Below are 13,594 nucleotides of genomic sequence, written 5' to 3'. Positions count from 1 at the left end.
ATCTGCCCATGAAGTCTTGGTGCAAAGCGTTATTCGCGTGTAGTTTGAGTGTTGGTATATTGTCAGCGTGTTCATCGACCGATGTGGAAGAAGAACCTGTCAGTGAGCTGAAAGATATTCAAGCAAGCGTATTTCCGATGGTGAGTTGGAGTGAAAGTGTTGGCGATGGTGTGGGCAATTTTTATTCACGTTTAGCGCCTGCGGTGCGTTATGGCAAACTGTTTGTTGCCGATCGTGCGGGTCTAGTGAGGGCTTTTAATGAAGACAGTGGCGAGCCAGTTTGGTCTGTTGATTTAAATGACAGTTTCAAAGAGGAAGTGTTACCCACTAGTAAAGGTATACAGCTGTCAGCAGGCATTACCGCAGCACGAAATAAAGTGTTTATTGGCGGAGAGAATGGCTTATTAATCGCCCTTGATGCTGAAACTGGACAGATCCTTTGGCATGTGATTGCCGATGGTGAGTTATTGTCGGCACCCACTGTTGGCGATGACATTGTCACGGTGAATACGGGTAATGGTTCCTTACAAGCGTTTAATGTCAATGATGGTGCTAGCCTTTGGACTTATCATACACAACTGCCCAGCTTGACCTTACGGGGAACGGGCTCAGCGGCTTATGAAGCGGGCGGCTTTTTTGTCGGCACTGCTGATGGTAAAATAGCCGTTGTGATAAAAACCAATGGTCAATCGGCATGGGAGCAATCGATTTATACGCCCAAGGGCGGCAATGAGTTTGCCCGTATGGCGGATGTTGACATGAAACCATTATTACTGGGGGATAATATTTATGCCGTCAGTTATAATGGCAATCTGGTGTCGATGGAAATGCGTTCCGGCCGTATAGTTTGGTCACGTCAGTATTCAAGTTTCAATGAATTATCATACGCTGGCGCTAATTTGTTCGTTGTGGACGATCATAGTCGCATTTATGCCGTTGATAGACGAAATGGATTAGAGTTATGGAGCAACATTGAGTTGGCTAACCGTGATCTCACTTCGTCTGTGGTCTTTAAAGGCAATATTGTTGTCGGTGATTTTGAAGGTTACTTGCATTTTCTCGATGTTGCAACGGGAGAGATTGTCGGTCGTATTCAGGTTGATAGCTCAGGTTTGTACAGTCGTCCTATTGTGATTGGTGATAATTTATATGTACAAGCGCGTGATGGTGTAGTGTCTAAGGTCACCTTACCTTAAATAGATAAATATCAAAAAGATAGGGCCCCTAGCTGTGTAGCTTGGGGCTTTTTATTTCAAAAAATAGTAACAATAGAGGCAAATAAATGATCCCTGTAGTGGCCCTAGTTGGGCGTCCCAATGTCGGTAAGTCGACACTCTTTAACCGACTGACGCGCACCAGAGACGCACTTGTTGCTGACTTTCCTGGCTTAACTCGGGATCGTAAGTATGGCCGAGCACATTTGGCAGGCTATGAGTTTATTGTGGTTGATACGGGTGGTATCGACGGCACTGAAGAAGGCATCGAAACCCGCATGGCTGAGCAGTCATTAGCGGCGATTGAAGAAGCCGATGTTGTCTTGTTTATGACCGATGCCAGAGCGGGTTTAACCGCGGCGGATTTAGCCATTGCTCAACATTTAAGAAGTCGTGAGAAAACCACCTTTGTGGTGGCCAATAAAGTGGACGGTGTTGATGCTGACTCTGCTTGCGCGGAGTTTTGGTCATTAGGATTAGGTGAAGTGTACCAAATGGCGGCTTCTCAAGGCCGTGGTGTCACTAACATGATTGAATATTCGTTAGCCCCTTATGCTGAAGCCATGGGCATTGTCAAAGATGACGGTGAAGGGGAAGATGATGAAGAGCGGGAATACACCGAAGAGGAAGCAGAAGCCGATCAAAAGCGTTTGCAAGACTTGCCGATTAAGCTGGCCATTATTGGTAAGCCTAATGTCGGTAAATCGACCTTAATTAACCGTATCTTAGGTGAAGAGCGCGTGGTGGTTTACGATGAACCGGGCACGACACGTGACAGTATTTATATTCCTATGGAGCGAGAAGGGCGTGAATATATCCTGATCGATACCGCGGGAGTACGTCGCCGTGGGAAGGTGCATGAAACTGTCGAAAAATTCTCTGTGATTAAAACCCTTAAAGCGGTCGAAGACAGTAATGTCGTGCTGTTGGTGATTGATGCACGTGAAGGCATTGCCGAGCAAGATTTAGGCTTGTTAGGCTTTGCGTTAAATGCGGGTCGTGCCTTAGTGATTGCCGTGAACAAGTGGGATGGCATCAATCAAGAGATTAAAGACAGAGTTAAAAGTGAGTTAGACCGTCGTCTTGGATTTATTGATTTCGCCCGCATTCACTTTATTTCGGCGTTACATGGCACCGGTGTGGGTCATATTTACGAGTCGATCGAAGAAGCTTATGACAGTGCGACGAAGCGTGTCAGTACAGCAATGCTCACGCGTATTATGCAAATGGCACAAGACGATCATCAGCCACCATTAGTGAATGGTCGCCGAGTGAAATTGAAATACGCTCATGCGGGGGGTTATAATCCGCCTATCGTTGTCGTGCATGGGAATCAGGTGAAGAAGTTACCGGATTCTTATAAGCGCTTCATGATGAACTATTATCGCCGTTCATTGAAAGTGATGGGTACGCCTATTCAGCTGCGTTTCCAAGAAGGGGGCAACCCGTTCGAAGGTCTCAATAGCAAAAAATTGACAGTGAGCCAAGAAAGGCGTCGTAAGCGTATGACCAGCCATATCAGAGATAAAAATAACGATTAATCGCGTAAACGCAGCAGCTGAACGATTAAGTTGATAAAAAAGGGAACCGCAAGGTTCCTTTTTTACTTTTGTGCTAATCTGCTTGAGTGATCGCACTCACTTTTGACTGTACTTTACCATGACGTAATCGAGTCGTGAGGATATCGCCGACATTAACGTCATTAGTCTCCCTGAGCACCTGATCTAGGCTATCGAAGGTAATGCTGTAACCTCGACTCAAGGTGGCCAGTGGACTGACGGTATCGAGCTGTTGAGTCACATGTTTAAGCTGTTGCTGTTTGCGGCTTAATTGGGTATTGATGGTGTCGCTCAAGCGTCTCTCTAGATGGATTAACTGGCTAGCGTTTAATGCTAAGGTGTGCTGCGGCGATTGATTATTAAGCCGGTGAAACAGACCTTGTTGGGAAAGTGTCAGCTTATTTAAGTACTGATCCAGCGCATTGGTCAATCTTAATTGCATTTCATCAAAGCCTTGCTGAAAGGCTTGCAAACGACGCTTGGGATCGTGACGATGCAATTGATGATTGAGCTGATTGGCTGTTGCTTGCTTTTGCAGTAAAAAATGTTGCCAGCTTTGCTTTAAGCGGGAATGTTGTGCCAGCAGTTTTTGCTGTTTATTCACCGCATCTTTCGATAAAAGCTCGGCAGCAGCAGAGGGAGTGGGTGCTCTGAGATCGGCGACATAATCACTAATGGTGGTATCGACTTCATGACCGACGGCTGATACTAACGGAATGGCGCTATTATAAATGCAGTGAGCCAGCTTCTCATCATTAAAGCAGCAAAGATCTTCTAATGAGCCACCGCCTCGGGTCAGTAATAACACATCGACTTCATTGCGGGCATTGGCGGTGGCAATTGCTTGGCATAATCCATTGACCGCCGCAGCGCCTTGCACTTGCGTCGGGTAAATAATCACTTCAATGGACGAGTCTCGTCTGGCCAGCACATGTAAAACATCACGAATAGCGGCGCCGGTTGGCGAGGTAATGACGCCTATCCGCTGAATGGCTTGGGGCAATTCGCGTTTTGTATGGCTGGAAAATAAGCCCTCGGCGGACAGTTTGAGTTTCAATGCTTCATATTGTTGGGCCAGTAATCCGTCACCTGCGGGCTGCATGCTGTCAATTAATAATTGATAATCGCCTCTGGGTTCATACACGCTAATATTACCTCGCACCAGTACTTGCTGGCCATTGGCGGGGCGGAAATTAACCTGCTGATTACGGCCTTTAAACATGGCCGAGCGGATCTGAGAGCGAGCATCTTTTAAGGTTAAATACCAATGACCTGAGGTCGGCGATGAAAAGTTGGAGATCTCGGCATTGAGCCAAACGCGACTCAGCTGCCCTTCTAAAAGTTGACGTACTTCTCCATTGAGGCGAGAGACGGTATAAACATCGGTCTTATTATTTTTCATAGGCGCTTATCAATGAGAAAGGGTTATCAGCGCTATTTTCCATTTACTTGCATAGATATGCAAGGTATAATCTCGCCGCAATATTTACCCTCTTAAAATCCGACTCTCTTGGGGACATGTTGCATGCTTAGATTGAAGAAAGAAGCTCTCACTTTTGATGATGTGTTGCTGATCCCAGCGCACTCCACCGTTCTTCCCAACACCGCGACATTAAAAACGCGCCTGACGAATAAAATTAACCTCAATATGCCTATCGTTTCTGCGGCGATGGATACGGTCACCGAAGCGCGCTTAGCCATTGCCATGGCGCAAGAAGGCGGCATGGGTTTTATTCATAAAAACATGAGTATAGAGCAGCAAGCCGAAGAAGTTCGTCAGGTTAAAATTTACGAAGCGGGCATCGTGCAGCAACCTGTTACAGTGACGCCTGATACCAGTCTTGAAGTGTTAAAGTCATTAACGGCGAAAAATGGATTTGCCGGTTACCCAGTGGTGACTGATGCCAATGAATTAGTTGGGATTATTACCGGTCGTGATGTGCGTTTTATTACCGATTGGAGCCGTAAGGTTTCTGAGGTTATGACACCCAAAGCAAGGCTGGTGACTGTGCTCGAAGGAACGCCGCTACCTGATGTGCAAAAAATCATGCATACCAATCGCATAGAAAAAGTGTTAGTCGTCGATAGCCATTTTATATTGACGGGCTTAATCACAGTCAAAGATTTCCAAAAAGCCGAGCAAAAACCCAATGCCTGTAAAGATGAACGAGGTCGTTTACGCGTCGGTGGCGCAGTAGGTGCGGGTGCGGGTAACGAAGAGCGTGTCGATGCCTTGGTTAAAGCGGGCGTGGATGTGTTATTGATTGACTCATCGCACGGACATTCTGAAGGTGTGCTGCAACGTATTCGAGATACGCGTGAAAAACACCCTGAATTGCAAATTATTGGCGGTAATGTCGCCACAGCAGAAGGCGCTTTAGCGCTTGTTGAAGCGGGCGTCAACGCGGTTAAAGTCGGTATTGGCCCTGGATCGATTTGTACCACCCGTATCGTGACTGGTGTGGGCGTACCGCAAATTACTGCAATCTCAGATGCCGCAGTGGCCATTAGTCATTTAGATATTCCTGTTATTGCTGATGGTGGCATTCGTTTTTCGGGTGATTTAGCTAAAGCCTTAGCGGCGGGCGCATCATGCATCATGGCAGGCTCTATGTTTGCCGGTACCGATGAAGCGCCGGGTGAAACGGAGCTTTATAAGGGCCGTGCGTATAAATCGTATCGGGGTATGGGCTCATTAGGCGCCATGACCCAAGGCTCGTCAGATCGTTATTTTCAAAGTGATAATGCAGCCGATAAGTTGGTGCCAGAAGGCATCGAAGGTCGTGTGCCTTATAAAGGTAAATTAAAAGAAATCATTCATCAGTATATGGGTGGCCTACGTTCATGTATGGGACTAACAGGTTGCGCAACCATTAAAGATCTTAATGAGAAAGCCGAATTTGTTAAGGTGACTTCGGCGGGAATGGGCGAATCTCATGTTCACGATGTACAAATGAGTAAAGAAGCGCCGAACTATCGCTCTTCATAATCTAGTAGCGTTAGTGTAAAGCAGCGAAGAGGCGACCCATGAAATGGGCTGCTTCTCTGCTTTGTCATTATTAGCTGTTATAGCATTGCCAATATTTGTTTTTTATTTTATCCACACCAACAGAGAGTAAGCCTCCCATGAGTAATATTCATGAGCATAAGATCCTTATCTTAGATTTTGGATCGCAGTACACCCAGTTGATTGCCCGTCGTATTCGTGAAATTGGGGTTTATTGCGAGCTTTGGGCATGGGATGTGTCTGAAGAGCAGATCCGTGAATATGCCCCTAACGGTATTATTTTAGCCGGCGGACCTGAAAGTGTCACCGCAGCCCATTCGCCGCGCGCCGCAGATTATGTGTTTAATGCCGGTGTACCAGTATTAGGTATTTGCTATGGCATGCAAACCATGTCGGCGCAATTAGGCGGTGAAGTCATTGAAGGCGTGGGTGAAGGTGAGTTTGGTTACGCTCAGGTGAAATTGGAGACGCAATCGGCCTTCTTTAAAGATATTGAAGATGCCTTAAGTGATGATGGTGCCCCCTTGCTCGATGTGTGGATGAGCCATGGTGATAAAGTATCAAAGATCCCAGCAGGTTTTGTGACCGTTGCCAGTACCGATACGTGTCCGTTTGCGGCGATAGCCAATGAAGATAAGCATTTTTACGGCGTGCAGTTTCATCCTGAGGTGACGCATACTCGCCAAGGCCTGCGCATGCTTGAAAACTTTGCCTTGCGTATTTGTCAGTGTGAAGCGAACTGGAAACCGAGTTCGATTATCGAAGATGCCATTGCACGTTTAAAGGCGCAAATTGGTGATGATGAGGTGATTTTAGGCTTATCGGGCGGCGTTGACTCATCGGTTGTGGCGATGTTATTACACCGTGCCATCGGTGATAAGCTCACCTGTGTGTTTGTGGATAACGGCTTATTGCGCCTCAATGAAGCCACACAAGTGCTGGACATGTTTGGCGATCGCTTCGGTCTTAAAATTGTGCACGTAGAGGCTGAAAACCGTTTCCTCGATGCCTTAAAGGGCGAGGCCGATCCTGAGGCTAAGCGTAAAATTATTGGGCACGTATTTGTCGACATTTTTGATGAAGAATCGAAGCAATGCGCTAACGCCAAATGGTTAGCCCAAGGCACTATTTACCCCGATGTGATCGAATCTGCGGGCAGCGCCACCGGTAAAGCCCATGTGATTAAGTCGCACCATAACGTCGGCGGTTTGCCTGATGATATGGATTTAGGCCTCGTTGAGCCGTTACGTGAGCTGTTTAAAGATGAAGTGCGTAAGATAGGGCTTGAACTTGGCTTGCCTTATGACATGCTTTACCGTCATCCTTTCCCTGGACCGGGCTTAGGTGTACGCGTGTTGGGTGAAGTGAAGAAAGAGTATTGCGACTTACTGCGCCGCGCCGATGCAATTTTTATTGAAGAGCTGCATAACGCCGACTTGTATCACAAAGTCAGCCAAGCCTTCACGGTCTTTTTACCTGTGCGCTCTGTTGGCGTCATGGGCGATGGTCGTAAATACGATTGGGTGGTGTCCTTGCGCGCCGTTGAAACCATCGACTTTATGACCGCACATTGGGCGCATCTGCCGTATGATTTCTTAGGTCGCGTCTCGAATCGTATCATCAATGAAATCGATGGTATTTCACGGGTGGTGTATGATATTTCGGGTAAGCCGCCAGCCACGATTGAGTGGGAATAGGGTATTCCCACTGATGAGATGTCTAAGCTTCGTGTTCAAGTGTCGAAATTAGGTTGATCTGATAGCTCTAGTTTATGTTATGACAGTATTAGAGTGAAAATGAAAAATCCCTATTGGTTTAACTAATAGGGATTTTTTCATTTAAAAAATAAGGTTATTTTTAAATGGGAGGAGCTGTGGTGCAAGATAGTTAGGTTTATTGAGTTGTCGTGGGAAGGGAATGATTGAGTGTGGTTGAGTTGACATGTTTTTTGAGCAGCCCATAGCGATGGCAGGCTGCTCATTGATTGAGGGGAGGCTTGATAAGGTTTTATTGCGCCGATTTTTTCATAATAATGCCAAAATTGAGACCATCAACTTCATGCTTTAGGCTGATTTGAGAGTTATCAATCGTTTCTGTAAGCTTGCTGAGTTTATTGAGTTTATTGAGTTTATTGAGTTTATTGAGTTTATTGAGTTTATTGAGTTTATTGAGTTTATCAGTATCATCGAGATGTTGAATGAGGGTCAGTGACACGGCAAAATGCCCTAATTGGTTTAATGTTTGGCTGATATCCTCTGGAAATGCAAGCTGCTGCCATGGCTGACTGTTTGAGTTTAAAAAGGTGTGAATACGCCAGTTGAGCTTATTGTCATTGCAACTTTCATAGTGACGTTCATTACCTTGCTCATCACATACTTCTATTTCAATTTGTTGATAGTCGCTTGTAAAATTCATTAGATCAAGGTACAGCTTATTTTGATATTTGAATATCTGTTTAAATAATTGTTTTGATTGTGCTTTATGTAAAGGCGATAAGGTTAAACGATTAGGCGAGTGGCTAAGCTTAGAGTTGTGGTCAAGGTTACGAATACTGCTTGCAATGACCGTTAATGTAAAGTCTTGATTAGTATCAGCAAAAGCCTCTTCAAATGGATGAATAAACTCAACTTGGGTTTGGGGGTTCAATGTTGGGTAAACATAGTCTGGATAGTGGATAGGCAGTCTATTTTCTCGTGTGAGCTTATGATGATTGCCCTTAAGCGTGACATATTCCCAATCGTTCAAGGCACTTAAATCGGCATAAATACCTGTTTCGTTAAAGTCGGACAGGGATAAAGTGTATTCATTCAAACCTGTGAGTGAAATGAGTCCTGCTTTAGCGGTACTGTTATAAGGATTGATGAGCTGTATAGGCAATTGGGTTTGACTCTCACAATATTCAACGGCTAGCGTCGTTTCATCATTGGTTGGTGTAAGAGTGATGCTGTGATCGGTTTTGCCATTGACCACTAAGACTTCATCAATTGCTTCGTTATTGAGTGTGTCTATATTGAGTGTCAGTGTGACACTTTTACAGTTTTTCGCTTGATAGATGAATCGCTTACCTTGTATATCATCGGCAGAAATATTCATGAAACTTTGAAGTTTTAATACGTTGCCATCGCTTCGCGTAATGAAGGTTAAATGCGTGGCTTGCTCAGTCCAAGGTAATAGGGCCTGACCATATTGATTGACTTGATGTTGGCTGATAATATTGCCTGAGCTATCATGTAGCACGAAAATGGCTTGTGTGTCTTGGCCATTTCCTGATCCGGTTCGCCTTACAGCTTCGACATCAAGGTTTTTTTCTTGCTCAATCACCTCTTCTTTAGGCTTACCATTGTTAATGGGGCTATCGGTTTGAGGTGGCTCATTGGTTGTTGCTGAATTGCTATCGCTACCACCACAGCCCAAAAGTGTACTGCTGATTAATAAAGTGATAATAATTACTGTATTTGGTTTCATGTTATTTTTCTTTTTATTATAAATAAGGTTTAATTGTTACATTGTTGAGGGGTTTTTAAATTAGACCAAAGTGAAGTATTGAAAGTTAATGTGTGAAGTGGTCAACTAATTCTAACCACTTCAAAGATATGACCGCAATGGATAAAGGCTGAATCATCCATGCCCCTTTCAACATAGCTCGTGTACGAGATTGATAAAGTGGAGAAATTTTCTGGAATAATATCATCATGGTTAACGCTTACTGAATAAGTCATCCCAACAGATTAAATTAAACAAGCCATTAATTATCGTATGATATTGCCTATGGCCTTAGCGTACTTCCCCGGTGTCACCCCAAGGGTCTTTTTAAAGTGACGAGAAAAATGGCTCTGATCATGAAAACCACATTCTAAAGCCACATCCAACAAGCTAGCCCCCTGACTAATCAGCTGCTTGGCTAACCGTAGCCTTAACTGTATTTGATAGGTATGAGGTGGCAGACCAAAATGACGTTGAAATTGCCTCAAGAGATAACATGGATTCAAATTGACTAAATTAGCCAACTCCACTAAAGACACATTTGCTTGAGGCTGAGCATCTAAAAATTGTTTCACTAATAACATTTGAGGTGTCGCAGCAACACTAAACGGATTCTCTGGTCTGACTTTACTGTGGCGAGCAACTAATTTAATCAATATCGAATAGATTAATGTTTCACGTAATAATCGATTACCTGAAGTACTCAGTGTAGTAAATCCAAGCTGCAGCATATTAGCCATATGTTCGTCATAAACCACTGCTTCAGTGAAATGATAATCTGCGCGTTCTATATTGTTCTTTTTCATTAATAACAACTGCACGAAATAGGTATTTTTTCATCATAACGTAAACTTAATCGCTTGTTTTGTACAAAATTGCGTATATTGTTACTTATTCAAACCATGTTTAGGTAAAATACGATAGGTTTGTCAAACAAGACAAGGAGATAGCGCTAATAGCTGTTGCGTCCCTTTTTTTAATCGTTGCTCTAACGGACTGATTGGTGTTTCAATAGAAATAACATCATCATTTTTAGTCATTGCGATGTCTCTTTTGTTAATTGTTGATCCGCCAAGATCAATTAACAGGTTACATCGAAATACTTTATTCTCATACACCAGAAACGACTATAGTCCTTGGTGATTTAACACAAATAAATTATGAAAAATGAAAATTAAGGTGTCCAATTATGCTTGATCCATATAATCTCTTTAAAATAATAAGGCTATTTTGTTTTTTCACGTTCTATTTTCCTGATAAGATTATTTAACCCAATTCTCTAACGGTTTCTATTTTTAACTTTAGTTTAGTTAATAACGGAAAAAACTAATTTCCTTTCTATTAGAATCATATTTTTTCCTTGTTCCATAACTTTCCTTTATGTATAGTGTGCGTGTTACCAATATTACAGTGATTGTTGTATTAATAACTATAAGGCTAATAGTCGACATTAACTATTGCAGAAATATGATTATTAAATAATTAGAGTGCGTTTGCTCTAATGGTTTTTTATTTATAAGTTAAACAGCGTTAGTATAATTTATTTAACAAAGTAAATGTATAAATAACCACTAGGAGTAAAAATGTTGATTGGTTTATTACCCCGTTTTATGCAGTTTCATACAGCCACAGATTTAGTGAGAGTTGGTAGAGATTTTGATGGGGGTTATTTGATATCAAAAAGCGATATCTATGCTTCAGATGCATTAATTGGCTTAGGTATCAATGATGACTGGAGTTTTGAAAGTGACTTTTGTCAATATAAAGATGTACCGATTTATGCTTATGATGCATCAGTAAGTAAGAAGGTGTTTTTTAAGAATATTAAAAATTCTTTAAGGAAATTCCATAGACCAAAACTACTATTACACTGGATAAAAGTTTATTGTTCATATAAGAAATTTTTTACGGGTAATCGTAAACATATCGAGAAGTTTGTAGGTGTGAATGCGGGTGGAAATAACTGTTCTATGGAGGATGTTTTTGATGATGTTAATTATTCAAACATCTTTCTTAAAATAGACATAGAAGGTTCAGAATATCGAATACTTGATACCTTGATTAAAAACCAAGATAAAATTACTGGAATGGTTATTGAGTTTCATGATTGTGATGTTCATATAGGAATAATTGAGTCTTTTATAAAAAATATAAATATTAATTTAGTTCATATACATGCAAATAATTATGCTCCAATCATAATCGATAATTCATTTCCAATTACATTAGAATTAACTTTCAGTAAACACGCTAAAAGAGAAGATAAGGTCTCTATGCCACACAAACTTGATATGCCAAACAATGAAAAAATTGATGAGGTTGCTTTACGTATTCGAGATTAATTTTTTATCAAATATCGATTGGACTTGACCAGATCAGTTTCTATCTTGTGAAAGTTGCAGGTGCGGGAAGGTCCAAAATAGAAATTCTAGAGCTATTTTCATCTATTGTTGGGGATTACGCATATAAACTTGGAAATAAGTCTTAAGTATCAGCGTTCCACATCACGAAAACTACCAAGCGACCGGATTCAGCTGCGCTTGATGGGAGCGTTATCGTGCGTTCGATTCTCATACTTTTCCTAACCAAAAACTCACAAGTTAGATTCTAAGCACTATCACATTGCTCCATTTCTGAGTTGAACCTGCCAGTGATAATCCGGCTTTGTCGTCGGTGCGCATATTCTGGTCTGATCACTTTAGTTTAGGGAAGGCTAATATTTGGAATCAATAACTGAAAACAACATGCTAGTGTAAGACCAATAATGAGTATTGAAAATGAAAATCACATGACTATATCCACAGATGCACTCTCATATGGTTCTATTTATCTGTCTTTACCAGTAAATAAACCTCTTCAAGAACAAATGGATTTAGTATTTAATGAGACTTTCACTGATAAAACGTCCACAGATCAAAGGTTAGCTGATCTATTTTGGATTTTAGAACAGAAAGCTAAAAATAGTGACGCTGATAGTATCTCTATTTTACAACAAATTGCTGCTAAACCTGATTCGGGAGGACAAGCTGATTGCGCCGCTGAAAAGGCGGCTGAAATTTTGAACACACTCTTTGATCACTCAGCACTGGGTAGCCATACTAATAATTTAATTTCAGCGTCAGCAAAAGATTTATATGAATATACTGAAAATAAAATAGAATTACCCCATTTTATATTAAAAGCGGCTTTACAAGGTTACCTCAACCAAAATGAAATCATATTTGCATCTGAAGTCATGAATGTTATTCATCAGCAGTCCCTTAACACTGAGTCAGCACTTATTTCAACTGAAGACGTTATGAGTTCCAGTGTCGAAACGAGTGTCAGTAGTCTTACCCACGAAAATTTAATTTTACATGATAAGAAGATGGAACTAGCCAAGGATGCCCAAGCATTAAAGTCGAAAGAGATTAAGGATGCCCAAGTATTAAGGTCGAGAGGGCTAAATGATTACATATTTTCCTCAATATCAAACTCAGATCTTTAAGTGTTAATGACTAGGATCAGTGTGTTAGACAGTGAAGTCGAAGCTACTTCAAAAAGTGAGAAAAAAGGAATTGATTCAAGGAATGTGGAGTCAGAGTAAACCTGTCGTCGAAGTTAAGCGGTAAAATAAAGTGCCAAGATAAATCGCTGAGCAATTAACCTGAACTCGGGATGATGAGTGTCAGATAGACTTAAATTACATTTAAAATCATAATCTTAATACATTTCTTATTTTTATTTATTTTACTTTTTGCTCAATGCCGATATTTTTGTCGATATCAAGGCGGGGGTTTGTACCTAATAGCCTGTTATTAGTAGAAAGTACAACACAGATAGGGGCCAAAATAGTGATATTTAGCGGCGCTGCTTAACCCAAGTTCAGGTTATATTAGAGAATGGGAACAAGCAAGGGGAGGTGTTTGCTCCTGATTATTTCTTTATGGCTGTCAGCCTGAATTCATTTCTAAAATTTACCTATTAGCATCAACGTTAATCCAGTAGCGGTTTCTTGGCGGTTTAAGTGATGAAGAACATAGGTAATTAAGCTGAATCTGACTCATTGGGACTCGGCTACACATGGTTCCATTATCTTCTTTAGAGAGTTTTCAGCATATATATTATTAGCAATAGCTTTCTATATAATAATCAATTACACCTATCATATTGATTATTGTATAATAATACCTAGTTTTTAAGGCTGGAATTGCTAATGTTTATGTATAAAGTAACAGGTGACTAGGGGGCGTTGACAATTACGCTAACCAAATCATAGAAGCAGCTAATTGAAGCGTCCCTAAATAGTACTTAGCCTTTCTCTCATAGCGCGTAGCCACTCTACGGAACTG

Annotated in this window: 9 protein-coding genes; 6 read left to right on the top strand and 3 right to left on the bottom strand. The window is 41.8% G+C overall.

Annotated elements, in window-relative coordinates; genetic code table 11:
• Positions 1 to 8 precede the first annotated feature (8 nt).
• Complete coding sequence (gene bamB / locus L2764_RS11095; RefSeq protein ID WP_248940281.1) at positions 9 to 1,196, top strand: outer membrane protein assembly factor BamB; 1,188 nt, start codon at positions 9 to 11, stop codon at positions 1,194 to 1,196.
• An 86-nt stretch (positions 1,197 to 1,282) separates the two neighbouring features.
• Positions 1,283 to 2,755 (top strand): ribosome biogenesis GTPase Der, encoded by a 1,473-nt coding sequence (gene der / locus L2764_RS11090; protein ID WP_248940280.1) that lies wholly within the window; start codon positions 1,283 to 1,285, stop codon positions 2,753 to 2,755.
• 73 nt (positions 2,756 to 2,828) lie between these two features.
• Here der and xseA read toward each other — a convergent pair whose 3' ends face one another.
• On the bottom strand, positions 2,829 to 4,175 hold the full coding sequence (xseA, locus tag L2764_RS11085; RefSeq protein WP_248940279.1) for an exodeoxyribonuclease VII large subunit: 1,347 nt from the start codon (positions 4,173 to 4,175) through the stop codon (positions 2,829 to 2,831).
• 123 nt (positions 4,176 to 4,298) lie between these two features.
• Here xseA and guaB point away from each other — a divergent pair, with 123 nt between their 5' ends.
• Both guaB and guaA read left to right on the top strand, forming a co-directional pair.
• The gene (gene guaB / locus L2764_RS11080) at positions 4,299 to 5,762 is read left to right on the top strand and encodes an IMP dehydrogenase (protein WP_248940278.1); all 1,464 of its coding nucleotides are present in this window, start codon (positions 4,299 to 4,301) and stop codon (positions 5,760 to 5,762) included.
• Between the two features lie 137 nt (positions 5,763 to 5,899).
• A complete protein-coding gene (guaA, locus tag L2764_RS11075) occupies positions 5,900 to 7,477 on the top strand; it encodes a glutamine-hydrolyzing GMP synthase (protein ID WP_248940277.1) in 1,578 nt (525 codons plus the stop codon).
• 310 nt (positions 7,478 to 7,787) lie between these two features.
• On the opposite strand, the gene L2764_RS11070 is transcribed toward guaA, so the two are convergent.
• Together L2764_RS11070 and L2764_RS11065 are read right to left on the bottom strand one after the other, a co-directional pair.
• A complete protein-coding gene (locus tag L2764_RS11070) occupies positions 7,788 to 9,245 on the bottom strand; it encodes a hypothetical protein (RefSeq protein WP_248940276.1) in 1,458 nt (485 codons plus the stop codon).
• Between the two features lie 284 nt (positions 9,246 to 9,529).
• A complete protein-coding gene (locus L2764_RS11065) occupies positions 9,530 to 10,069 on the bottom strand; it encodes a helix-turn-helix transcriptional regulator (protein WP_248940275.1) in 540 nt (179 codons plus the stop codon).
• A 777-nt stretch (positions 10,070 to 10,846) separates the two neighbouring features.
• Here L2764_RS11065 and L2764_RS11060 point away from each other — a divergent pair.
• Together L2764_RS11060 and L2764_RS11055 are read left to right on the top strand one after the other, a co-directional pair.
• Positions 10,847 to 11,605 carry a class I SAM-dependent methyltransferase gene (locus L2764_RS11060; RefSeq protein WP_248940274.1) on the top strand — a complete coding sequence of 253 codons (759 nt, stop codon included), beginning with the start codon at positions 10,847 to 10,849 and terminating at the stop codon, positions 11,603 to 11,605.
• A gap of 422 nt (positions 11,606 to 12,027) precedes the next feature.
• Positions 12,028 to 12,750, top strand: coding sequence for a hypothetical protein (locus L2764_RS11055; RefSeq protein WP_248940273.1), 723 nt, complete (start codon positions 12,028 to 12,030; stop codon positions 12,748 to 12,750).
• Positions 12,751 to 13,594 lie beyond the last annotated feature (844 nt).

The organism is Shewanella surugensis, from assembly GCF_023284005.1.
GTDB lineage: Bacteria > Pseudomonadota > Gammaproteobacteria > Enterobacterales > Shewanellaceae > Shewanella > Shewanella surugensis.
The sequence above is the reverse complement of the archived record's forward strand: the minus strand, read 5'-3'. Positions and strand labels throughout refer to the sequence as shown.

Excerpts from the sequence above, each read along its gene's own strand:
- bamB (WP_248940281.1), top strand. The coding sequence starts at position 9 with ATGAAGTCTTGGTGCAAAGCGTTATTCGCGTGTAGTTTGAGTGTTGGT.
- der (WP_248940280.1), top strand. The coding sequence starts at position 1,283 with ATGATCCCTGTAGTGGCCCTAGTTGGGCGTCCCAATGTCGGTAAGTCG.
- xseA (WP_248940279.1), bottom strand. The coding sequence starts at position 4,175 with ATGAAAAATAATAAGACCGATGTTTATACCGTCTCTCGCCTCAATGGA.
- guaB (WP_248940278.1), top strand. The coding sequence starts at position 4,299 with ATGCTTAGATTGAAGAAAGAAGCTCTCACTTTTGATGATGTGTTGCTG.
- guaA (WP_248940277.1), top strand. The coding sequence starts at position 5,900 with ATGAGTAATATTCATGAGCATAAGATCCTTATCTTAGATTTTGGATCG.
- L2764_RS11070 (WP_248940276.1), bottom strand. The coding sequence starts at position 9,245 with ATGAAACCAAATACAGTAATTATTATCACTTTATTAATCAGCAGTACA.
- L2764_RS11065 (WP_248940275.1), bottom strand. The coding sequence starts at position 10,069 with ATGAAAAAGAACAATATAGAACGCGCAGATTATCATTTCACTGAAGCA.
- L2764_RS11060 (WP_248940274.1), top strand. The coding sequence starts at position 10,847 with ATGTTGATTGGTTTATTACCCCGTTTTATGCAGTTTCATACAGCCACA.
- L2764_RS11055 (WP_248940273.1), top strand. The coding sequence starts at position 12,028 with ATGAGTATTGAAAATGAAAATCACATGACTATATCCACAGATGCACTC.